The sequence below is a fragment of the Streptomyces niveiscabiei genome (assembly GCF_033794345.1).
In the GTDB taxonomy this organism is placed as follows: Bacteria; Actinomycetota; Actinomycetes; order Streptomycetales; family Streptomycetaceae; genus Streptomyces; species Streptomyces niveiscabiei.
In genome coordinates, this window is the sequence record NZ_JARAYJ010000009.1 from 32,255 (window position 1) to 52,871 (window position 20,617).

The following is a 20,617-nucleotide window of genomic DNA, read 5'->3' on the forward strand; positions in this document are numbered from 1 at the left end:
TCGGGCCCATGCGTGCGATCACGATTACGGAACCTGGTGGGCCCGAGGCGTTGGTCTGGGCGGACGTCGAGGACGCGGTGGCCGGGGAGGGGGAGGTGCTCGTCGAGGTCGTCGCCGGGGCCGTCAACCGGGCGGATCTGCTCCAGCGGCAGGGGTTCTACGACCCGCCGCCCGGCGCCTCCCCCTACCCCGGGCTCGAATGCTCCGGGCGGATCGTCGAGGTCGGGCCCGGGGTGAGCGGGTGGCACGTCGGGGACGAGGTGTGCGCGCTGCTCGCGGGCGGGGGGTACGCCGAGAAGGTCGCCGTTCCCGCGGGGCAGCTGCTGCCGGTCCCCAAGGGCGTCGATCTCGTCCGCGCCGCCGCGCTGCCCGAGGTCGCCTGCACCGTCTGGTCCAACGTCTTCATGGTCTCCCACCTGCGGCCCGGGGAGACGCTGCTCGTCCATGGCGGGTCCAGCGGGATCGGGACCATGGCCATCCAGCTCGGGAAGGCCGTCGGGGCGAAGGTCGCGGTCACCGCGGGTACGCCGGAGAAGCTGCGGCGGTGCGCCGAACTCGGTGCCGATGTGCTGATCGACTACCGCGAGCAGGACTTCGTGGCGGAGGTGCGGGCTGCCACCGGGGGTGCCGGGGCCGATGTCATCCTCGACAACATGGGCGCGAAGTACCTCGACCGCAACGTCCAGGCCCTCGCCGTCAACGGGCGCCTCGCGATCATCGGCATGCAGGGTGGGGTCAAGGCTGAGCTGAACATCGGTACGTTGCTCGCCAAGCGGGCCGCCATCAGCGCGACGTCCCTCCGGGCCCGTCCGCTGGAGGAGAAGGCGGCGATCGTGGCGGCGGTGCGCGAGCACGTCTGGCCGTTGGTGTCCGAGGGCCACATCCAGCCGGTCGTGGACCGCGAGATCCCGATGCCGGACGCGGCCGAGGCGCATCGGGTGGTGGAGGGGAGCGGGCATGTGGGGAAGGTGCTGTTGGTGGTGGGGCGGTAGGTAGCTGGGGGTGCTGTTGTGGGGTGGGTGCGGCTGGGTGGGGGCTGGGGTGGGGGCGTTGTCGCTTGCCCGCGCTGGCGGGGTGCCGCTGCGCCCACCCGTGCCGCCCCTAGCGGCACGACTGCCCGCAGCTGGGTGGGCGGGGTGGGGTGGGTGCGGGGCGGTGGGTGGTGTGGGGCGGCTGGCCGCAGCTGGGTGGGCGGGGTGGAGCGAGTGCGGGTGGGTGGGGGTGTGGGGTGGCTGGCCGCAGCTGGGTGGGCGGGGTGGAGCGAGTGCAGGCGGGTGGGGGTGCGGCGCGGCTGGCCGCAGCTGGGTGAGGCGGAGTGGAGCGGGTGAGGGTGGGTGGAGGTGTGGGGTGGCTGGCCGCAGCTGGGTGAGGTGGGGTGGAGCGGGTGAGGGTGAGTGGGGGTGCGGCGTGGGTGGGTGGGGCGGTGGAGTGGGTGTCGAGGGGGGCGATTGCTCGCAGGTGGGTTAGTGGGTGTGGGCAGGGGGGGCGTTGTGGCTGGGTGTGTCTGTGCGGCTGTGGTTGTGGGGTCAGCGGCGGCGGAGGCGTAGGCCCGTCCAGGCGAGGGCCAGGCCGAGGCCGAGGAGGATCAGGCCGGTGCCCAGGGGGAGGATCCGCAGCGTCGAGGGGTGGGGGTCTGCTCGGCGGAGGGTCTGGCGGGTGGGTTCCAGGGGGACGGGCGTGGTGAGGGGCGTCGGGGGCGTCGTGGGGGTGGCCGGGGCTGGGTTCTCTTCCGGGGCCGGGTCCGGTGCGGAGGGGCGGCCCGGGCGTTCGCGGCCCTCTCCCGGGCGGCTTCCGGCGCGGTCGGGGACGGGGTGGGCCGAGGCGGTGACGGGTGAGGGCGGGGGCGGGGCGCTCGCCGTGCCGGTGAGGGCCGGGGCGCTCGCCGCGCCTGTGAGGGCCGGGGCGCTCGCCGTGCCTGCGAGGGGCAGGGCGTTCGCCGTGCCTGCGAGGGGCAGGGCGTTCGCCGTGCCTGTGAGGGGCAGGGCGTTCGCCGTGCCGGTGTCGTACAGGAACAGCACCGCGCACACCATGAGGCATGTGGCGTACAGCCCTCTCGGCGTGCGGGTCGTGGCGCCGGTGGACCGCGCCGAGGTGCTCCCCCATGACGTGGCCCGGCCCTCCGCCGTCCCCCTGGTCACCGTCGCACCGGGCGGTCTGCCCGCGCGTGCGTCCCGCCCGTTCGCCACGCGCCCCGCTGCCGGCTGTGCCCCTACCGCTGTCGGCTGGTCTGACCCCGTCCGCCCCGCTGTCCGCTGGCCCAGCTCCCACTGCCCCGCGGTTGGCCGCTCCGGTTTCGCTCGCGCCTTTGCCGGGCGTTTCCGTTCGGCCTGTTTCGATGTCGGCCGTTCCAGCGCTGCCTGCGCTGTGGTCGGCTCTGTCCGGCCCGCTGCCAGGCACTCCGTCCTCTGGTCCGCTGCCAGGTGCTTCGGCCTCGTCCGGTCCGTTGCCAGGTGCTCCGGCCTCGTCCGGCCCGCTGCTCTCGGCGGGGGTGAGGGAGGGGGCTCGCTCCGGGCGGTGGTTGTCACGGTTGCGGGGGTCCTCGCTGTGCGGAGTCGTTCGGGTGCTGTGTGTGGTGGGGGCAGCGTCGCACGGTGTGGGGGGTGCGGCATTTTGGGAACCGGTGGGTGGGGGCCTGGTCGGAGGGGGTGGGCGGGTGGTGGAGTGGGTGGGTGCGAGAGAATGGCGGTATGGAGATGCCGAGGAACGAAAGGTCGCCGGAGAACGCCCAGAAGATCCTGGTCGTGGGCCAGGACGGCATGGCGCTCGGCGGAGTCGACGTGGACGACGAGGGCCGGGAAGTCCCCGTGACCGAGATGGTCGAGCAGCCCGCGAAGGTCATGCGGATCGGGAGCATGATCAAGCAGTTGCTGGAGGAGGTGCGGGCGGCTCCTCTCGACGAGGCGAGCCGGGCGCGTCTCAAGGAGATCCACGCGAGTTCGGTGAAGGAGCTGGAGGACGGGCTCGCACCTGAGCTCGTCGAGGAGCTGGAGCGGCTGTCCCTGCCGTTCAACGAGGACTCCACGCCCAGCGATGCGGAGCTGAGGATCGCCCAGGCTCAGCTGGTCGGCTGGCTGGAGGGGCTCTTCCACGGGATCCAGACGACCCTCTTCGCCCAGCAGATGGCCGCGCGGGCCCAGCTGGAGCAGATGCGCCGGGCGCTTCCGCCGGGCGTGGGGGGCCACGAGGGCGGGGAGGAAGGGCACCCGGGCACTCGTACAGGCGGCCCCTACCTGTAGACCGGACCGACGTACCCCCAACAAGAACGCCCCGGACGGCAACCGTCCGGGGCGTCGTCGTAGCGGCTCAGGACGGCGGGTTGCCCGTCGACACGTTCAGCTGGATCTCCGGCATGTTCTCGGGGTCGACGTCCGTGTCGGCCGCCGGGAACTGGTTCATGACCGTGCCCTCGCCGTACGTGTTCTCGTCCACGTCGACGATCTTGGGCCTCCAGCCGGCCGCCTGGAGGCACGCCTTGACGGAGTCGATGTTCTTGAACCGGAAGCTGGGGACGCGGATCTTGTCCGGGTCGTTGTAGGACTCCTCGGGCTCGGTGCACTCCGTGGCGTCGATCGTCTTGGAGGTGTCGGGGCCCCGGTACCCGGCGACGGCCGACGGGGACGCCGTCACGTCGCTGCCGCCCTCCTCCTTCTTGCCGCTGCCCCCGTCGAAGGCGATGGCGATGAGCAGGGCGCTGACCGCGACGACGGCGACGACGACGGAGCCGACGACGAGGGGCCGGGTGCTGCGCCGACCGCCGGCCGCGGGGACGGGCGCCGGAGTCGCGGGCCCGCCGTTCATCGGGTACGTCTGGGCGCCGTACGCGGGTGCCGGCGTGGCGTACCCCTGCTGCGGATAGCCGTACGAAGGCGGCGGCGTCGCTCCGTAGGGACCGGGCTGGGCCCCGTACGGACCGGGCGCGGGCGTGCTGGGCGCGGGCGTGGTGGGGCCCACCGGCGGGAAGACCGCCGAGCCGACGCCCTGCCCGCTGCTGGCGGGCTGCCCCGGCACGATGCTGGGCGGCGCGGCCTGGAAGGACGCGGCGACGCGCAGGCACTCCTCGCGCATGGCGACGGCGCTCGGGAACCGTTCGTTGGGGTTCTTCTTCAGCGCGCGGGCGATCAGCGCGTCGACGGCCGGCGGCAGCGAGCGGTTGATGGAGGAGGCGCGCGGCGGCTCCTCCTGGACGTGCGCGTAGGCGATGGCCAGCGGCGAGTCCGCGTCGAAGGGCAGCCGCCCGGTGACGAGCTGGAACAGCATGATGCCGACGGAGTAGAGGTCGGAGCGCGCGTCGACGGCGCGGCCGAGCGCCTGCTCCGGCGAGAGGTACTGCGGCGTCCCGACGACCATCCCGGTCTGCGTCATCGACGTCACCCCGGACTGCATGGCCCGCGCGATGCCGAAGTCCATGACCTTGACGACGCCGCGCTTGGTCATCATCACGTTGCCGGGCTTGATGTCGCGGTGGACGAGCCCCATCTCGTGGCTGATGTCGAGCGCCGCGAGGACGTCCGCGGTGATCTGGAGCGCCTTGTCGGCGGGCATCGCCCCGTACTGCGTCACGTCGGTGTCGAGGACGGAGCCGAGCGGCCGGCCCTCGACGAACTCCATGACGATGTACGGCGTCGTCTCGCCGCCGCTGACGTCCTCGCCGGTGTCGAAGACGGAGACGATGTTGGTGTGGGTGAGCTTGGCCACGGCCTGTGCCTCACGCCGGAACCGCTCCCGGAACGCCTCCTCCCGGCCGAGCTGGGAGTGCAGCGTCTTGACCGCGACCTGCCGGTCGAGGACGGAGTCGTAGGCGAGGTGGACGGAGGCCATGCCGCCCTCGCCGAGCAGTCCGCGTACCTGGTAGCGTCCGCCCGCGAGCGACTGCCCGGTGAACCGGCCGTCTGCGCCGTCGTGGCTCATTGTCTGCGCGTCCCCCATCAGGCCGTCGCCACCGCGTTCGTAGTGACCGAGACCATCGATCCCATGCGTCAATCCCGGCCAAGTCTGCCTCAGGCCCCTCACACGTCAAGCTCGGTGCCCGTTCCGTGACCGTACGCGAAAGAAACACCGCGCGGGCGTTACACCGCCCGCATCGCCGGTACACGGAATGTGCACGAGCACACATCCGGGAGGGCCGCCCACAGGGGCCTTCCCGGATCGGGGGCCCGGCGGGAGGCTGTAGCGTGGCCGACGGAGACCGTGACAACACCGCGCGCACCGCGGGCAGAAACGACGGCGAGGACTGATGGCACAGCAGCAGCGCTCTCAGGGCCCGTCCGACCCCGAGGCGACTGACGGCGGTATGTCGGACGCGCCGGAACAGTGGGGCAACGGCGGCCTGGTCGGTGACGGACGTTACCGGCTCACGCGCAGACTCGGCCGTGGCGGCATGGCGGAGGTGTTCGCCGCCGAGGACGTGCGCCTCGGGCGGATGGTCGCCGTCAAGCTGCTGCGCTCCGACCTCGCCGAGGACCCGACGTCCAAGGCCCGCTTCACGCGCGAGGCCCAGTCGGTGGCCGGTCTCAACCACCACTCCATCGTCGCCGTGTACGACTCCGGCGAGGACGTCATGGCGAACGGCCAGGCCGTGCCGTACATCGTCATGGAGATCGTCGAGGGCCGCACGATCCGCGACCTGCTGCTGAACGCGGAGGCGCCGGGCCCCGAGCAGGCGCTGATCATCGTCTCCGGGGTCCTCGAAGCGCTCGCCTATTCGCACCAGCACGGCATCGTGCACCGCGACATCAAGCCCGCGAACGTCATCATCACGAACAACGGCGCCGTCAAGGTCATGGACTTCGGCATCGCCCGCGCCCTGCACGGCGCGTCCACGACGATGACGCAGACCGGCATGGTCATGGGGACGCCGCAATACCTCTCCCCCGAACAGGCGCTCGGAAAGGCCGTCGACCACCGCTCCGACCTGTACGCCACCGGCTGCATGCTGTACGAACTCCTCGCGCTGCGGCCCCCGTTCGTCGGCGAGACCCCCCTGTCGGTGGTCTACCAGCACGTCCAGGACATCCCCGTACCCCCCTCGCAGGCGTCCGGCGGCGCCTCCCCGCCGGAGCTCGACGGGCTCGCGATGCGCGCGCTCGCGAAGGAGCCGGACGACCGGTTCCAGACGGCCGAGGAGATGCGCGGGCTCGTCCAGTACGGCCTCCAGATGCTGTACGACCACGGCCCGCACACCGGCACCTGGAACACCGGCCCGGTCACCGCGCCGATCGCCGCGCACCCCACCGGCGGCTACTCCAGCACGACGATGATGCCGCAGGGCGGCCACGGCGGCGCGACCTCGCAGATCCCCCAGCCGATCCTGCCCCAGGGGTACGGCTCCGGCGACGACGGCGGCTTCGAGGGCCACGGCAACCACGGCAGCGGGCGCGGGAAGCTGTGGATCCTCGCGGTGCTGGCGATCATCGCCATCGCGGCGGGCGTCGCGCTCGCGCTCCAGAACACCGGCGGCAAGGACCCTGGCACGGACACCACCCCGACGCCGACCGTCTCGTCCTCGGCCAGCACGGACTCCTCGTCCCCCTCACCGAGCGAGACCGAGTCCGACGATTCGAGCGACTCGTCGACCGAGAACAGCACGACGTCCGGCGGGAGCGGGAACTACCCCGACCCGACCACACCGTCGCCCACGCCGACTCCGACGCAGACGCAGCAGCAGAGCAGCGACCCGACGCCGTCGGGCGACGACTCGCCGGAGCCGTCGTCGGACCCGGGCACCACCGGGGACACGTCGACGGGGACGACGAACCAGGGGTCCACGGGGACGTCGTCCGGTACGACCAACGGGAGCACCTCCGAGGGAGGGACGTCCAGCGGGAGCCAGTCGGAGGGCAGCACGACCGGGCTGGGCGGACTGACCGGCGGCTGACCGGGGTTGTTTCGCGGGAGGGGGCGCGTGCCGATCGGTACGCGCCTCAGTCGTTCTCCGTGTGCACCGTCGCGTACTCCGGCGTGACCCACAGATAGACGGGGTCCGCCGGCGCCTCCCCCGGGAACAGCGCGCGCTCCTCCGCCGTCGGCTCGGCCGTCTCGCACAACCCGACGACCTGCACCGACCAGTGATCGGCCGCGCCGGTCCCGTACGCCACGACCTGTCCCGCGCACGCGCGCTGGTGGCCGCACAGCCGCAGGAGCAGCCGGTCCGCGACGACGGCGTGGCGGGCGGTCGCCAGGAACGGCAGCGCGCGGACGCTGGCCGCGACCTGGCCGTGGTCGGCGTCGGCGAGGAGGTCGAGGGCGTGCCGGGTGTCGGCGGTGAGCGGCATGAGGTCCACTGTGGGCGCGGTCCCACGGGCGGGGACAGGGCCTGACGCCTCTGAGGAAAGGGACGTAAGTCCCGAATGAGGGCTACTGCCGCTGACCCACCTGCATCCGCGCCACGTACGCCGCCGCCTGCGACCTGCGCTGCATCCCCAGCTTCGCCAGCAGGCTCGACACGTAGTTCTTGATCGTCTTCTCCGCGAGGTGCAGCTCCTCGCCGATCTGCCGGTTGGTGAGGCCCTCCCCGATGAGGTGGAGGATGCGGCGCTCCTGGTCGGTGAGCCGCTCCAGGCGCTCGTCGCCCTTGGGGGCGCCCTCGCGCAGCCGCTCCAGCACGCGCGCGGTGGCGACGGGGTCGAGCAGGGACCTGCCCTCCGCGACGTCCCGTACGGCGGACAGCAGCTCGTCGCCGCGGATCGCCTTCAGGACGTACCCGGACGCGCCCGCCATGATCGCGTCGAACAGGGCCTCGTCGTCCGCGAAAGAGGTCAGTATCAGACACTTCAGGGACGGGTCCTGGGAGCGGATCTCCCGGCACACCTCGACGCCGCTGCCGTCGGGAAGCCGCACGTCGAGGACGGCGACGTCGGGACGCAGGGCCGGGATACGGGCGAGCGCCTCCGCCGCCGTACCCGCCTCGCCGATCACCTCGACGCCCTCCTCGACGGCGAGCAGCTCGCGCACGCCACGCCGGACGACTTCATGGTCGTCGAGGAGAAAAACCCGGATTTCCGCCTTTTCGCGCACGAGATCAGTTTCACACACAACCCTTTCGGAGACCCGGGGGCGCGGGATAACGTGCCGTTGCTCCGGCCTCCTGCGAGGCTGTGACCAGGGCCCTCGTCGACTTTGCCGAATTTACTTGGAAATCCGAGTAAAAACGCAGGTCAGAAGGGGTTTCACAGAAATGTGGAGCACTGGGTAACGTGAACGCCTCAGGGCGCTCGCCGGAGCTCATGTCACGCCTGTTCCGGCCGAGTGGCACCCACCCCGTGCACGGGTGTCCGGAAACAGGTAGGCCGCACTGGACCCCGGCAACCCCGGGAGCCGGACCGACGGAGGAGCTACACGTGACCGTGGAGAGCACTGCCCCGCGCACACCGCGACGCGGCGGTGGAGGCAAGGCCGCGGCGACTCGCAGGACAGCCGCCGCGAAGAAGAGCACCGAACCCGAACTCGTGCAGCTGCTGACCCCCGAGGGCAAGCGGGTCAAGAACGCCGAGTACGACAAGTACGTCGCCGACATCACCCCCGAACAACTCCGCGGCCTGTACCGCGACATGGTCCTCACCCGGCGCTTCGACGCCGAGGCGACCTCCCTCCAGCGCCAGGGCGAACTCGGCCTGTGGGCCTCGCTGCTCGGCCAGGAAGCCGCCCAGATCGGCTCCGGACGCGCCCTGCGCGACGACGACTACGTCTTCCCGACCTACCGCGAGCACGGCGTCGCCTGGTGCCGCGGCGTCCCGCCGGAGAACCTGCTCGGCATGTTCCGGGGCGTCAACAACGGCGGCTGGGACCCGAACAGCAACAACTTCCAGCTCTACACGATCGTCATCGGCTCCCAGACGCTGCACGCGACCGGGTACGCGATGGGGGTCGCCAAGGACGGCGCCGACAGCGCGGTCATCGCGTACTTCGGGGACGGCGCCTCCAGCCAGGGGGACGTCGCGGAATCGTTCACCTTCTCCGCCGTCTACAACGCGCCCGTCGTGTTCTTCTGCCAGAACAACCAGTGGGCGATCTCGGAGCCGACCGAGAAGCAGACGCGGGTTCCGCTGTACCAGCGGGCCCAGGGGTACGGGTTCCCCGGCGTCCGGGTCGACGGCAACGACGTGCTCGCGTGTCTCGCGGTGACCAGGTGGGCGCTGGAGCGGGCGCGCAGCGGGGAGGGGCCGACGCTGGTCGAGGCGTACACGTACCGGATGGGGGCGCACACGACGTCCGACGATCCGACGCGGTACCGGCTGGACGACGAGCGGGCGGCGTGGGAGGCGAAGGACCCGATTCTGCGGCTGCGCGCCTATCTGGAGTCCCTGAAGGGGTCCGGGGTTTCTGGCTCAAACCACCCTGAAGAGGGATTTTTCGCGGAACTCGAAGCGGAGTCCGAGGCGTTGGGAAGGCGAGTGCGTGAAGCGGTCCGGGGGATGCCGGACCCGGACCGGTTCGCGATCTTCGAGAACGCCTACGCGGACGGGCACTCGCTCGTCGACGAGGAGCGGGCTCAGTTCGCCGCCTACCAGGCGTCGTTCACGGATGCAGAGGGGGTCTGAACATGGCAGTCGAAAAGCTGGCAGTGGCCAAAGCGATCAACGAGTCCCTGCGCCGCGCGCTTGAGGAGGACCCCAAGGTCGTCATCATGGGCGAGGACGTCGGCAAGCTCGGCGGCGTCTTCCGCGTCACCGACGGGCTCCAGAAGGACTTCGGCGAGAGCCGTGTCATCGACACCCCGCTCGCCGAGTCGGGCATCGTCGGTACGGCCATCGGGCTGGCCCTGCGCGGGTACCGGCCGGTCGTGGAGATCCAGTTCGACGGGTTCGTCTTCCCAGCGTACGACCAGATCGTCACCCAGCTCGCGAAGATGCACGCGCGCTCGCTGGGCAAGGTCAAGCTCCCCGTCGTCGTCCGCATCCCCTACGGCGGCGGCATCGGCGCCGTCGAGCACCACTCCGAGTCGCCCGAGGCGCTGTTCGCGCACGTCGCGGGGCTGAAGATCGTCTCGCCGTCCAACGCGGCGGACGCGTACTGGATGATGCAGCAGGCCATCCACAGCGACGACCCGGTGATCTTCTTCGAGCCGAAGCGGCGGTACTGGGACCGGTCGGAGGTGGACACCGAGGCGATCCCGGGGCCGCTGCACAAGGCGGTCCGCGCGCGCGAGGGGTCCGACCTCACGCTCGTCGCCTACGGGCCGATGGTGAAGGTCTGCCTGGAGGCCGCCGACGCCGCCGCCGAGGAGGGCAAGTCCCTGGAGGTCCTCGACCTGCGCTCCGTCTCGCCGCTCGACTTCGACGCGATCCAGACGTCCGTCGAGAAGACCCGGCGGCTCGTCGTCGTCCACGAGGCGCCCGTCTTCTTCGGCTCCGGCGCGGAGATCGCGGCGCGGATCACCGAGCGGTGCTTCTACCACCTGGAGGCGCCTGTGCTGCGGGTCGGCGGCTATCACGCCCCCTATCCGCCGGCCCGCCTCGAAGAGGAGTACCTCCCGGGGCTCGACCGGGTGCTCGACGCCGTCGACCGTGCCCTGGCGTACTGAGGAGAGGGACGTGACGACGATGACCGGATCCGCGGTACGCGAATTCAAGATGCCGGACGTGGGCGAGGGGCTCACCGAGGCGGAGATCCTCAAGTGGTACGTCCAGCCGGGGGACGTGGTCTCCGACGGGCAGGTGGTGTGCGAGGTCGAGACGGCGAAGGCGGCTGTGGAGCTGCCGATCCCGTACGACGGGGTGGTGCGGGAGCTGCGGTTCGCCGAGGGGGCGACCGTGGACGTGGGGGTGGCGATCATCTCGGTGGAGGTGGGGGCGGCTTCGGGTGAGGGGGGTGCCTCCAAGGTGCCTGGTTCCGAGGTGCCGGCGCAGGCTTCGGCCTCTGCCGCCGAGGAGCCGAAGCCCGAGGGGCGTCAGCCGGTGCTCGTGGGGTACGGGGTGGCGGCGTCCTCCACCAAGCGGCGGCCCCGCAAGGGGGTCGCGGAGGTGCCCACCGCCGCCGCGCCCGCTGTGCAGGCGGAGTTGAACGGGCATGGGTACGCGGGGGCGGCGCCGGCCGTCGAGGAGCGTACGGAGGTTGCTGGGCGTAGGGAGTCTGCTGGGCCGGCCCAGTTCGCCGAGCGTGTTGAGCGGCCGTTGGCGAAGCCTCCCGTGCGGAAGCTCGCGAAGGACCTCGGCGTGGACCTGGCGACGGTGACGCCGACCGGGCCCGACGGGGTCGTCACGCGGGAGGACGTGCACAAGGCGGCGGCTGTCTCCGAGGAGCCTGCGGTGTCGGTGGCCCCCGCCGTACCGGCGTACGACGCCGGCCGTGAGACCCGTATCCCCGTCAAGGGCGTCCGCAAGGCGACGGCCGCGGCGATGGTCGGCTCCGCCTTCACCGCGCCGCACGTCACGGAGTTCGTGACGGTCGACGTCACCCGGACGCTCAAGCTGGTCGAGGAGCTGAAGCGGGACAAGGACCTCGCGGGCCTGCGGGTCAACCCGCTGCTCCTGATCGCCAAGGCGCTCCTGGTCGCCGTCAAGCGCAACCCCGAGATCAACGCGTCCTGGGACGAGGCCGCCCAGGAGATCGTCCTCAAGCACTACGTCAACCTCGGCATCGCCGCGGCCACGCCCCGCGGTCTGATCGTCCCGAACATCAAGGACGCCCAGGCCAAGACACTCCCGGAACTCGCCTCGGAGCTGGGGGAGTTGGTGGCCACGGCCCGCGAGGGCAGGACGTCCCCGGCGGCGATGCAGGGCGGCACGATCACCATCACCAACGTCGGCGTCTTCGGCATCGACACGGGGACGCCGATCCTCAACCCCGGGGAGTCCGCGATCCTGGCGATCGGAGCCATCAAGCCCCAGCCGTGGGTCCACAAGGGCAAGGTCAAGCCCCGCCAGGTCACCACCCTCGCGCTCTCCTTCGACCACCGTCTGGTGGACGGCGAGCTGGGCTCGAAGTTCCTGGCCGACATCGCGGCGATCCTGGAACAGCCGAAGAAGCTGATCACTTGGGCGTGAGGCGCTGCGGGGTGCGATAAGTTGAACGACGAAGGGACGGCCGCAACTTCGGATTGCGACCGTCCCTTCGTGTTCTGCCGGGTGGGTCAGTTGAGCACGTAGACCGGTGCCCCGTCCTCTGTCGCGCCGCGCGAGCGGATGCACGCGTGGGTCCGCAGGAGCCGCAGGCACTCGTTGACGCGGTGCACGGTCAATCCCGTACGCGCGGCCAGCGATTCCAGCGGCTGCCGCAGCTCACCTTCCTCGACGAGGACCGGCGCGATGACCACCGCCAGCGTCCAGACGTCCTCCGTCACAGACAGTCGCCGCCGCCAGTCCGCGAGAACGGATTCCGTGGCCGCTGCATCGCCAGCATCTGCCTTTGCAGGGACAGGGATTCCTGTGGCGTAGACGACGGGGGCGCCGGGGGTGGAGGGCTGTACCTCTGCCTTCTGGAGAGAGTACGAACCCTCCTGCTGGACGGTCGCGATGACTTCCGCCGCCCACTGTTTGAAAGGGGCGCAGGCGGGTTTGGTGCAGGCGTTGACGAGGAGGACGAGACCTTGGAGAGAGATGAGATTCAGGTCTCGACGCCACTCTCTACCTGCGGGAACGCTGAGACCGTAACCTCCAGTTAGGGTCTCGAGAATCTCTCGGTGCTCTCCCGGGACATGGTCCGAGAGAGCTTTCTGGGTGTTGGTGTGTCCTAGGCGCTTGCACACATCCACCGCCGGAAACCAATGCGACCCGTCCGGCATCGTGAGCCGTCGGACCCGGGCGCCCGTCGCCGCGTACACGAAGTCGCTGATGTCGATGGCGTCTTGTCGCCGCTTACTCGTTCGAGTGGTTTAAGTCGAAGTGGCTTGCGGTTCAGGTGATCGGTGCGGGCTGCGGGGCCAGCGGCAGAGGGCGGCCCCAGACCCGGTGCGCCGCGTTCAGCACCGCGTCCGTCAGACGGGTGCTCGCGTGCCGGAGGCGCGGGCGGGGGTGGGCCGCGGCTTGGCCCTGGGTGCGGATGCGGGTGTCGTGGGGGATGTGGACGACCGCTGCGGCGCGGTCGGTCGCGGTGGTGAGGGCCGTGCGGAGGGAGGAGGGGAGGCGGCCGTCTGTCGTGCCCGCGAGCGCGACGACGGTACGGGCCAGGGGGAGGGCCTCCGCGTCCAGGGTCTTCGTCGCCTGGATCAGGGACTGGATGCCGTCAGCTGTCGCCGGGGCGCACAACACCGGGATCGCGTAGGGGAGTTCGTACCAGTCGCGGGTCAGGGCGCGGGTGCCCGTGTGGCGGGCCGTGAGGAGGTCGTGGGCGAGGGGGTGCGGGGTGTCCGCGACGACCGCCTGCCAGCCGCCGATCGCCGCCAACTGGTACCAGGCCGTGGGGAGTTGCGGGAGGTCGAGGAGGGGTGGGGCGTGCCAGGCGCGGGTGTCGGAGAGGATGTGCGGGCCGGTGTCCCCGACCGCGCACGCCTGGCGTACCGCCGTACGCGTCAGGGGCTGGTCCGGGGGCAACGCGGCGAGCCCCGTGGCCCGTTGGGGTGCGAGGTGCGGTGGCCAGGACGACGCGAGCCTCGGCGCGAGGTCCAGCAGGACCGTGTCCGCGACGCCGGCCAGCCCCTTCGCGAGCAGGTGCGCCACCGTCGTACGGCCGCTGCCGCCCGTCGCGGCGAGGACCGGGACGAGCAGGCGGGAGCCGATCGGGAGGTGCGGTACCGCGACCGGTGCCGTGCCCATCGTCCCTCCCTCGCCGTGCGTCTCCGACGTGCGACTTTACGCCGACCCTGGGGCGGATCCGGCGGGGATCGTGTGAAAGTGCGAGCGGTACGGTTCGCGCAGCAGTACGAACCCCTGATGAACTCACCGTACGAGGGAGCCATGTCCGAGCCGCAGTACCGCCCCTGGGGGACGGTGACCCCCGAGTTCTGGTCCGTGTCCACGCCGCCGGGGCTCTCCGCCGAGACCCTCCGCGCGCGGCTCGTGAAAGTCGCCGAGGTCGCGCAGTCGGGGCAGCCGGCCGATGCCGCCGTCCTCGCGGAGAAGCTGGACCAGGATGTGACGCGGGAGTACGGGGGGTTTCATCTCTACACCGCCCAAGTCCGGGAAGTGCGCGGTTACTTGGCGACCCTCACAGGGGATCACTCGACCGGGCTCGCCTGGTATCTCCACGGCGCCCAACTCCGCGCGACGATCCAGGGCGCCGACCATCCCGACGTCGCGGCGGCGTCGCGGCGGGCGTTCGGCCTGTGGCGCGCGATTCCGTCCGACAACCTCGAACGGCCGCATCTGGGGGCGGAGTTGCTGCGGGTGACCACCGAACTGCATGGGGAGGAGGCGGCGGTGGTGCGGCGTACGCGGGAGTGTCTGTACGACTTGGTGTTGCCGACGTCGTAGGGGTCGGCGGTGGACGCCGGAGCGGTGCGGTCAAATACTGTTCTGTATGCCCGAGTTGATGACGGAAGGCGCTGTTCGCGACCTTGCGAGGTCGGTTGCCGAGGCGCGGTCGTCGGGACACGCGGAGGTTTCCGCCACCCATGTCCTGCTCAGCATCACGCGCCATCGAAGTACCGCGTGTGGCCTGCTGGATGCGGCCGGTGCGGACCGTGAGACCCTCCGTGCGGCTCTGATCGCTCGGCGGCCGGTGGGCAAGGGTGGCCACCGTCAGGGGCGTGAACTCCCTTGGTCCCGCGAGATGGAGACGATCCTCCATCTGTCGCAGAGTCTCACCGAGAAGTACTTCGACTCCACGCACCTGCTCGGCTTGATCCTCGACCATGACGAGGACTGCGTTGCCTTGTTGGAGGGGTGCGGGGTGGACACGGTTGCGCTGCGTGCGGCGGTGGCGGCGGAGCTTGCCTGACCGCGTGGCGTTCTCGTGGTGCCGGGCCCCTGCCGTTGGAGGGTGCTGCTCAGCGACCCGGGTCCCCCGGGAGGTCCAGCTCCGCCCAGATCGTCTTGCCCACGGTCAGCTTCTCCACCGCCCAACGGCTGGCGAGGCGTTGGACGATGAGGAGGCCCCGGCCGGTCGTCGTGTCAGGGGCCGGGGTGTGGGGCTCGGGGAGGGACTCGCCCTTGGGGTCGGTGACGGCGATGCGGAGGGACTTGGCCGTGAGGGACGTCTCGACTCGGTAGAGGCGGCCGGGGAGGCGGCCGTGCAGGATCGCGTTCGTGCAGAGCTCGCTGGTGATCAGGGCGGCGTTGAGGGTGAGGTCGGGGTGGCCCCAGGTGGTGAGGAGGGTGGTGATGTGGCGGCGGGCGAGGGGGATGGTGCGGGGGGTGGGGGTGTAGGTGATGGTGTCGAAGTGGGTGAGGGCGGGGACGGGGCAGGAGTCGGTCATGGGGAGCTCCTCGTGCGGTGGGGTGTGGGCAGCGCGGTGCCGTTCCCAACTCGTTTCGCCGTGTGGCGGGTTGTGTACTTAAGGTAGCGTCGAGTTCGCATGTGCAGCAATCGAACAACGCAGAAAAATTGATGCCTCGATAGAGGGAGATGCAGGGTGGGGAACAATCCGGACCGTGGGCGGACCATCACCACCGTCCTGGGACGCCGGCTCGGCGGCGAACTGCTGAAGATGCGCGAGTCCCGCGAGCTGCGCCAGGCGCACGCCGCTGAGGCGCTCACGGCGTCGGTCGCCAAGGTCGCGAAGATCGAGCGGGGTCAAGTGCCCTTGCGGGACCCGGATGTTCGGGCGCTGTGCCATCTGTACGGGGAGAGCGACGAGGTCGTGATCGGCCGGTTGCTGGCGTTGGCGAAGGCGGATCGGGAGCGGCGTAAGGCCAAGGGGTGGTGGAACCAGTACCCGAACCTGCCGCAGATGATCGAGTACGTCGCGCTGGAGGACATCGCCACCGGCATCCGTACATGGCAACTGGCTATCGTCCCGGGGCTGTTGCAGACGCCGGACTATGCCCGGGCGGTGGCCGTCGGGGCCGGGGCGTGGGGTGACCCCGGCGAGATCGAACCCTTCGTGGAGTCCCGGATGGCTCGGCAGGCGCGGCTCACCGGGGACAGCCCGCTGGAGTTGTGGGCCGTCGTGCACGAGAGCGCGTTGCGCCAACTCGTCGGTGGGCGCGAGGTGATGCGGGAACAGCTGAGGCATCTGCTCGACGTGGCCGGGCGCCCCAACGTGAAGGTGCAGGTCCTGCCGTCCCTCGTGGGCGCGCATGCCGGCATGACCGGCGCCTTCACGATCGTCTCCTTCGCGGAACCGGGCGCCCTGGACGTCGTCCATGTGGATACCGCGTCGTCAACGCTGTGGATGGAGAGCGATACTGATGCCGACCACCACAACAGGCTCTTCGACCGGATCGCACGGGTGAGCCTCGCGCAGCGGAACTCGGTCAGGCTGATCGAGGGGATCTTGAAGGAGACATAGCCGACGTGCACGCATTCGAGTTCGTCAAGTCCAGCTACAGCGGCGGTAACCCTGGACAGGAGTGCGTAGAGGTCGCCCGCAACATCCCCGGCACCATCGCCGTCCGCGACTCGAAGAACCCCACCGGCCCCCTCCTCCACCTCACCCCCTCCGCTTGGACCTCACTCCTCGAAGCGTTTTCGGCCAAGTAACGTAACGGCAATCTGTTTCGGTGCACCCTCTCTGGCTGATTCCATGATGGTGAAGTGATCGTCTTCTCGGTAATGTTCGGACATGCCCGGCGTCCCGCTACTCGAGACGTCGCGCGACCGTGCAATCGAGGGAAAGAAGCCCGGGGAACCTTTCGGTTCCACGCCAGAACGGAGCGTCGGATGACCGGAACCACCTCCGACGCCGTTCGTGGCGCGAGGGAGGGCAGTTGGGTTCTTTCCCTGCTGGCACTCATCCCCGCTGCGACTCTCGGATTCTTCACGGACCTGTCCACGCCCTGGCGCGAACTTTCCTGGATTTCTATCGCATTGTCCGTGACATTGCTGGCGGCGGGTTGGGCGATGGTTTTCCGGCACGGAATGCGAGGGGCTTCCGCCTGGGGTATCTGTGTTTTCGCGCACGCAGTGATCCTGTTGCAGGTGATCGCCACAGCCCGGAACTGATCCGAGAATTCAGCGGGACGATCGAGGGGAAGAAGCCCGCGAGCGGCAACCCTTCGGTTTCCACGCCCGTCCGGGCCGCCGGCGCCGTACTCGGCCCCCAGGTCTCGCTGCTCGTTTTCTTCTTACTCGACCTCGCCGCCGTCGACGCCCACCGGCCGACTGGTCCGGCGTACCCGTACCCGTACCGGTGCTGCGCTTCATGCCGGCGTACTGCCGACGGGGCGCGAAGTCCGGCTGAGATGCGCGCGGGCGGCTTTCCGTGGGCAGTTGTTTTGCCTCCCCTTTGACCTCGCGCCGTACCATCACTCCCCGGCACCGTAGGGAGGGCGTGTGGGGACCCCGGATCTGAAGGCGACGCATGACGAGCTGTCGCGGCTCGCGAACGACCTCGACGACATGCGGGACCATCTCGACGGCCAGGTCGTCCGGATGGATGCGATCGTCGACCGGATCGAGGCCGGGTGGCGAGGGCCCGCGGGGACCGCGTACCGGGAGTTTCATCGGGCCGCTGCCGAGGACGCCGTACGCATCCGCGAAGTCGTGAAGCTGCTCGCCGAGGCTGTACGGCTGAGCCGGGACGGGTTCTCCGCGACCGACCTCGATGTGCTCGACAGGATCCGTGCCGTGCAGGTCGACGTCGCGAGTGAGGTTGCGCGGCTGTCCACGCCCAACTCGCAGGCGGCGCCCGGTACTTCGCGCAGCACGCTCGACGCGTACTGATCATCACGGCGGCAGGGGGAAACATGTCGGACGAGCCGATCACCGTGTCCTTCGCGGCACTTCAGGAACTCACCGCCGACCTGGAGGACATCCTCAGGCAGCTCAACGAGAAGCTGGAGGCGCTGTACGGGCGGGTGGAGCCGGTCGTGCTGTCCTGGCGGGGTGAGGCGCGGGAGGTGTTCGTCGACAAGCTCGACACGTGGGACCGGTCCGCCCAGGATCTGGAGGCCGCGCAGAAGTGGCTGCATGAGTACGTCGCCACCGGTCACCTGAATTACGCGGCGGCGCATCGGGCGGTGCTGCGTGGGTGGGGTGCGCGCTGATGGCGACCCCCGCGCCAACACCGTCCGCCGGTACGGGAGTTCCGGCACCCGCACCCTCCACGACCCCCGCACCTCCCGCCGTACCCCCCTCCGGAGGGCCCACCCCCGCCCCCCACCCCTCCCCCGGCACCCTCACCGACCCCGACGGCAAGGACATCTCCCAGGGCGACACCGACTCCGACCGGCACCGCCGCGCCGCCGAACTCGACGCGCTCAGACCCACCACCCCACCGCTCGTCGGCGTCGGCTTCGACGTCCAGCCGCAGCACGTCTACTACGCCTCGTTCATGCTGCGCAATGCCCAGTACGACTTCGCCGACCGCGCCCGGAAACTGGTCGGCGCGCTGGATGCGTACGAACATGCCGTCGGCTGCGGCACCGGCCCGGAAGCGTTCGCGAAAGCGTACGCCGAGGTCGCCGGCCTCTTCCTCGACGTATGGAATAGGACGACAGAGGGCGTCGGCGGCGCGGCCGTCGGGCTCACGGTCACCGCCAACAACTACACGGCGGCCGACCACGCCACGAACGTGCTCGTCCCGGCCGTACCGCAGACCCGGAACCCGCCCGACGTCCTGAGGAACTCCGGTACGAGCGGCCCCGTCGCCCAACTCGGCTGGGGCGCTGCCGACGGCGACGACGGCTGGGGCAACGCCGTCATGGACGAAGTCTCCGGCGCGCTCAGCGAGATCGGCGCCCACCTCCTGCGGCCGATCCTCGAACACGCCCTCCGGCACGGCAAGGTCGCCGACATCACGCCCGGCGGCGACGACACGGCCCTCCCCCGGATCGCCGCCCTCTGGCGCCAGGCAGCCACCGACGCGACCACCTCCGCCGCCGACTTCGACGCGGCCCTCGCCTCCATCACGAACCCGGCGCCGGGCAACGACGAGTGGCAGAGCGCGATGCGGCAGTTCTGCTCGGCGATGTGGGGGACGTCGGCGTGGGGCAAGGAACGCGAGACCTACCAGTGGAACCACACGGACGGCCGACAGCCCTCCCTGGAGGTCCTCCAGGACACGGCCCGCACGATCGCCACCGCCTGCGACGCGTGCAGCACCCAGGTCACGAGCATCCGCTCCACCATCATCGACGTCTACAAAGACGCCGCGATCAAGACCTTCACCATCAAAAGCTTCAAGGACTTCGCCGAACTCATCGGCGAACTCCCCACCCTCGCAGCGGAATTCCTCCTCAACATCGACACCGGCCGCCTCAATTCTGCCGTGGACTCCTACAACAGCACGATCCACGACCTGGCCGACGACCTGACCAGACGGAAACCGGCGCTGGAGGAAGCCCGTCGCAGTGTCCCCGCCTACGCGGCGGAGGAGGCACGCGCGGAGGCGTTCGGGGCGCGGTCGCTGAACGAGTTCAGGACCGAGCACCAGTACATCAGGGATTCCGACGAGCAGAACCATTTCTATGCACTCGACCTCGCCGGCCAGGAAGGTATCCACGGAAGCCACGTCATCGACAAACACGTCGGAAAGACGGACGAGCAGCTTGCGCAACGGCTCAGGGATCAGCAGGTGATTCGGGACGCGACCGTACGGCCCGTTGCCGCGTCCAGTTTCACCGACCTCGATTCTGCGCAACGCTACACGCAGCAAGCGATGGACGACGTGGACAACGCCACAAAGGTCGAGAACTGGCTGAAGCGGAGAGAACGGGATCACAATGAGAAGTCGACCCTCAACCTGGGGCTGACGTTCTCCGACGTGACAGGTCGGACAGTTCTGCGAAGCGGTTACGATCAGGATGGTCTGAACGCGCGGGCTGTCGATGTGCACAGTGTCGATGTCGTGATCCGATACAAGCAAGGGGTGGACCCGCCGTTTGTGGTCCTGACCTCGATGCCCACCACACCGTGATATCGGCGCGGGGCGAACAGGGAAGAACAGAAGGATGCGAGAAGGATGACAACGTATAACGGCGGGTTTTTCGACAACGGATTTCTTCCGAAGCTGCTCTCGGTCTCCGCCGGGCTGGGCGGACCGAGCGGCGCGGACCGGAAGCTGGACGTCGCCCGCCTGTGCCGAAGCATCCAGCGCGGTCCCGGCAGCCCCTGGTCGCTTCCCTTGGCGTCCGTCTCGGCAGCGGTCGACCTTGTCTCGGAGGTGCTGGAGAGTCCCCTGAGGTCCAGGCTTCCGGACGGCTTCGAGGAGAGCCTGGAGTTTGCCGCGGGTGGGCGGCCCTCGACCGAATTCCTGGCGGACCTGGCGCTCGTCGTCCGTCAGATCGACATGCGGGGAGTTCCGGACTACGAGCAGGTCCCCCTGGCCCCCTGGGAGATTCCGCTGACCTTTCCGGAAGTCATCGACTTCACATACTGGGTGGAGACGGACGAGTACGAGACGCTCGACGAATGTATTTGGGCGGGATTCGACAGTCTGCATCCGACGGACTGTGCGAGCAAGGCCACCGGACTCGTGGCGCAGGCTCAAGAATTGCTGATCCTTTTCCCGGAGGCGGATGCTCTGCGTTCGGCTTTGGCGCCGAAAATCCCTTGGATCTCCCGGAACATCCTCCAGGAGATCATTCTGGGCGGGCAGAGGCATTTCAGCGAGTTTCATTCCGATGCCCGCAGTGGATACTGA

General features: G+C 69.9%; 22 protein-coding genes. 15 read left to right on the plus strand and 7 right to left on the minus strand.

What is annotated here, in order from left to right:
• Positions 1–8 precede the first annotated feature (8 nt).
• On the plus strand, positions 9–992 hold the full coding sequence (locus tag PV682_RS14790) for an NAD(P)H-quinone oxidoreductase (protein WP_319729681.1): 984 nt from the start codon (positions 9–11) through the stop codon (positions 990–992).
• Between the two features lie 534 nt (positions 993–1,526).
• Here PV682_RS14790 and PV682_RS14795 read toward each other — a convergent pair.
• Positions 1,527–2,138, minus strand: coding sequence for a hypothetical protein (locus tag PV682_RS14795; protein ID WP_319729682.1), 612 nt, complete (start codon positions 2,136–2,138; stop codon positions 1,527–1,529).
• Between the two features lie 549 nt (positions 2,139–2,687).
• On the opposite strand from PV682_RS14795, the gene PV682_RS14800 reads away from it, so the two are divergent.
• On the plus strand, positions 2,688–3,236 hold the full coding sequence (locus PV682_RS14800) for a bacterial proteasome activator family protein (RefSeq protein ID WP_109363393.1): 549 nt from the start codon (positions 2,688–2,690) through the stop codon (positions 3,234–3,236).
• A 67-nt stretch (positions 3,237–3,303) separates the two neighbouring features.
• Here the strand turns inward: PV682_RS14800 and PV682_RS14805 are convergent, their stop codons facing one another.
• Complete coding sequence (locus PV682_RS14805; protein ID WP_319729684.1) at positions 3,304–4,908, minus strand: protein kinase domain-containing protein; 1,605 nt, start codon at positions 4,906–4,908, stop codon at positions 3,304–3,306.
• Positions 4,909–5,233: 325 nt separating this feature from the next.
• Between PV682_RS14805 and PV682_RS14810 the strand changes: the two genes are divergently transcribed.
• Entirely contained in the window at positions 5,234–6,874 is a 1,641-nt protein-coding gene (locus tag PV682_RS14810; RefSeq protein WP_319729687.1) for a protein kinase domain-containing protein, read from the plus strand.
• 46 nt (positions 6,875–6,920) lie between these two features.
• Here the strand turns inward: PV682_RS14810 and PV682_RS14815 are convergent, their stop codons facing one another.
• Entirely contained in the window at positions 6,921–7,271 is a 351-nt protein-coding gene (locus tag PV682_RS14815) for a pyridoxamine 5'-phosphate oxidase family protein (RefSeq protein ID WP_319729691.1), read from the minus strand.
• An 82-nt stretch (positions 7,272–7,353) separates the two neighbouring features.
• A complete protein-coding gene (locus tag PV682_RS14820) occupies positions 7,354–8,013 on the minus strand; it encodes a response regulator transcription factor (RefSeq protein WP_319729693.1) in 660 nt (219 codons plus the stop codon).
• A 323-nt stretch (positions 8,014–8,336) separates the two neighbouring features.
• On the opposite strand from PV682_RS14820, the gene pdhA reads away from it, so the two are divergent.
• From pdhA to PV682_RS14835, 3 genes are read left to right on the plus strand one after another with little or no spacing between them, the layout of a single operon-like run.
• Positions 8,337–9,536: a pyruvate dehydrogenase (acetyl-transferring) E1 component subunit alpha gene (gene pdhA, locus PV682_RS14825; RefSeq protein WP_319729695.1), complete on the plus strand. Its 1,200-nt coding sequence runs from the start codon at positions 8,337–8,339 to the stop codon at positions 9,534–9,536.
• Between the two features lie 2 nt (positions 9,537–9,538).
• A complete protein-coding gene (locus PV682_RS14830; protein WP_109363391.1) occupies positions 9,539–10,519 on the plus strand; it encodes an alpha-ketoacid dehydrogenase subunit beta in 981 nt (326 codons plus the stop codon).
• Between the two features lie 10 nt (positions 10,520–10,529).
• Complete coding sequence (locus tag PV682_RS14835; protein ID WP_319729697.1) at positions 10,530–11,981, plus strand: dihydrolipoamide acetyltransferase family protein; 1,452 nt, start codon at positions 10,530–10,532, stop codon at positions 11,979–11,981.
• Between the two features lie 86 nt (positions 11,982–12,067).
• On the opposite strand, the gene PV682_RS14840 is transcribed toward PV682_RS14835, so the two are convergent.
• Positions 12,068–12,775 carry a BRO-N domain-containing protein gene (locus tag PV682_RS14840; protein ID WP_407705678.1) on the minus strand — a complete coding sequence of 236 codons (708 nt, stop codon included), beginning with the start codon at positions 12,773–12,775 and terminating at the stop codon, positions 12,068–12,070.
• A 55-nt stretch (positions 12,776–12,830) separates the two neighbouring features.
• Positions 12,831–13,688 carry a hypothetical protein gene (locus PV682_RS14845; protein WP_319729701.1) on the minus strand — a complete coding sequence of 286 codons (858 nt, stop codon included), beginning with the start codon at positions 13,686–13,688 and terminating at the stop codon, positions 12,831–12,833.
• A gap of 117 nt (positions 13,689–13,805) precedes the next feature.
• Here PV682_RS14845 and PV682_RS14850 point away from each other — a divergent pair, with 117 nt between their 5' ends.
• Both PV682_RS14850 and PV682_RS14855 read left to right on the plus strand, forming a co-directional pair.
• Entirely contained in the window at positions 13,806–14,345 is a 540-nt protein-coding gene (locus tag PV682_RS14850) for a hypothetical protein (RefSeq protein ID WP_319729703.1), read from the plus strand.
• A 46-nt stretch (positions 14,346–14,391) separates the two neighbouring features.
• Entirely contained in the window at positions 14,392–14,811 is a 420-nt protein-coding gene (locus PV682_RS14855; RefSeq protein WP_319729705.1) for a Clp protease N-terminal domain-containing protein, read from the plus strand.
• 49 nt (positions 14,812–14,860) lie between these two features.
• Here PV682_RS14855 and PV682_RS14860 read toward each other — a convergent pair whose 3' ends face one another.
• Complete coding sequence (locus PV682_RS14860; RefSeq protein ID WP_319729709.1) at positions 14,861–15,289, minus strand: ATP-binding protein; 429 nt, start codon at positions 15,287–15,289, stop codon at positions 14,861–14,863.
• Positions 15,290–15,445: 156 nt separating this feature from the next.
• Between PV682_RS14860 and PV682_RS14865 the strand changes: the two genes are divergently transcribed.
• The 7 genes from PV682_RS14865 (at position 15,446) to PV682_RS14895 (ending at position 20,617) form a co-directional block, all read left to right on the plus strand.
• Positions 15,446–16,324, plus strand: a complete 879-nt coding sequence (locus tag PV682_RS14865; protein ID WP_319729712.1) for a helix-turn-helix domain-containing protein — start codon at positions 15,446–15,448, stop codon at positions 16,322–16,324.
• Between the two features lie 5 nt (positions 16,325–16,329).
• Entirely contained in the window at positions 16,330–16,515 is a 186-nt protein-coding gene (locus PV682_RS14870; RefSeq protein ID WP_319729714.1) for a DUF397 domain-containing protein, read from the plus strand.
• Positions 16,516–16,695: 180 nt separating this feature from the next.
• Complete coding sequence (locus PV682_RS14875) at positions 16,696–16,977, plus strand: hypothetical protein (RefSeq protein WP_319729716.1); 282 nt, start codon at positions 16,696–16,698, stop codon at positions 16,975–16,977.
• A gap of 330 nt (positions 16,978–17,307) precedes the next feature.
• Entirely contained in the window at positions 17,308–17,697 is a 390-nt protein-coding gene (locus PV682_RS14880) for a WXG100 family type VII secretion target (protein ID WP_319729719.1), read from the plus strand.
• A 23-nt stretch (positions 17,698–17,720) separates the two neighbouring features.
• Positions 17,721–18,020 (plus strand): WXG100 family type VII secretion target, encoded by a 300-nt coding sequence (locus tag PV682_RS14885; protein ID WP_319729721.1) that lies wholly within the window; start codon positions 17,721–17,723, stop codon positions 18,018–18,020.
• Positions 18,020–19,891, plus strand: coding sequence for an RNase A-like domain-containing protein (locus tag PV682_RS14890; RefSeq protein WP_319729723.1), 1,872 nt, complete (start codon positions 18,020–18,022; stop codon positions 19,889–19,891). The genes PV682_RS14885 and PV682_RS14890 overlap by 1 nt, the downstream gene beginning before the upstream one ends.
• A gap of 45 nt (positions 19,892–19,936) precedes the next feature.
• Positions 19,937–20,617: a hypothetical protein gene (locus tag PV682_RS14895; RefSeq protein ID WP_319729725.1), complete on the plus strand. Its 681-nt coding sequence runs from the start codon at positions 19,937–19,939 to the stop codon at positions 20,615–20,617.

What these genes read in the sequence shown, in the direction of transcription:
- PV682_RS14830 (WP_109363391.1), top strand. Translation starts at nt 9,539, where the DNA reads ATGGCAGTCGAAAAGCTGGCAGTGGCCAAAGCGATCAACGAGTCCCTG.
- PV682_RS14800 (WP_109363393.1), top strand. Translation starts at nt 2,688, where the DNA reads ATGGAGATGCCGAGGAACGAAAGGTCGCCGGAGAACGCCCAGAAGATC.
- PV682_RS14845 (WP_319729701.1), bottom strand. Translation starts at nt 13,688, where the DNA reads ATGGGCACGGCACCGGTCGCGGTACCGCACCTCCCGATCGGCTCCCGC.
- PV682_RS14850 (WP_319729703.1), top strand. Translation starts at nt 13,806, where the DNA reads ATGAACTCACCGTACGAGGGAGCCATGTCCGAGCCGCAGTACCGCCCC.
- PV682_RS14890 (WP_319729723.1), top strand. Translation starts at nt 18,020, where the DNA reads ATGGCGACCCCCGCGCCAACACCGTCCGCCGGTACGGGAGTTCCGGCA.
- PV682_RS14790 (WP_319729681.1), top strand. Translation starts at nt 9, where the DNA reads ATGCGTGCGATCACGATTACGGAACCTGGTGGGCCCGAGGCGTTGGTC.
- PV682_RS14810 (WP_319729687.1), top strand. Translation starts at nt 5,234, where the DNA reads ATGGCACAGCAGCAGCGCTCTCAGGGCCCGTCCGACCCCGAGGCGACT.
- PV682_RS14885 (WP_319729721.1), top strand. Translation starts at nt 17,721, where the DNA reads ATGTCGGACGAGCCGATCACCGTGTCCTTCGCGGCACTTCAGGAACTC.
- PV682_RS14860 (WP_319729709.1), bottom strand. Translation starts at nt 15,289, where the DNA reads ATGACCGACTCCTGCCCCGTCCCCGCCCTCACCCACTTCGACACCATC.
- PV682_RS14855 (WP_319729705.1), top strand. Translation starts at nt 14,392, where the DNA reads ATGCCCGAGTTGATGACGGAAGGCGCTGTTCGCGACCTTGCGAGGTCG.
- PV682_RS14875 (WP_319729716.1), top strand. Translation starts at nt 16,696, where the DNA reads ATGACCGGAACCACCTCCGACGCCGTTCGTGGCGCGAGGGAGGGCAGT.
- PV682_RS14815 (WP_319729691.1), bottom strand. Translation starts at nt 7,271, where the DNA reads ATGCCGCTCACCGCCGACACCCGGCACGCCCTCGACCTCCTCGCCGAC.
- PV682_RS14805 (WP_319729684.1), bottom strand. Translation starts at nt 4,908, where the DNA reads ATGAGCCACGACGGCGCAGACGGCCGGTTCACCGGGCAGTCGCTCGCG.
- PV682_RS14895 (WP_319729725.1), top strand. Translation starts at nt 19,937, where the DNA reads ATGACAACGTATAACGGCGGGTTTTTCGACAACGGATTTCTTCCGAAG.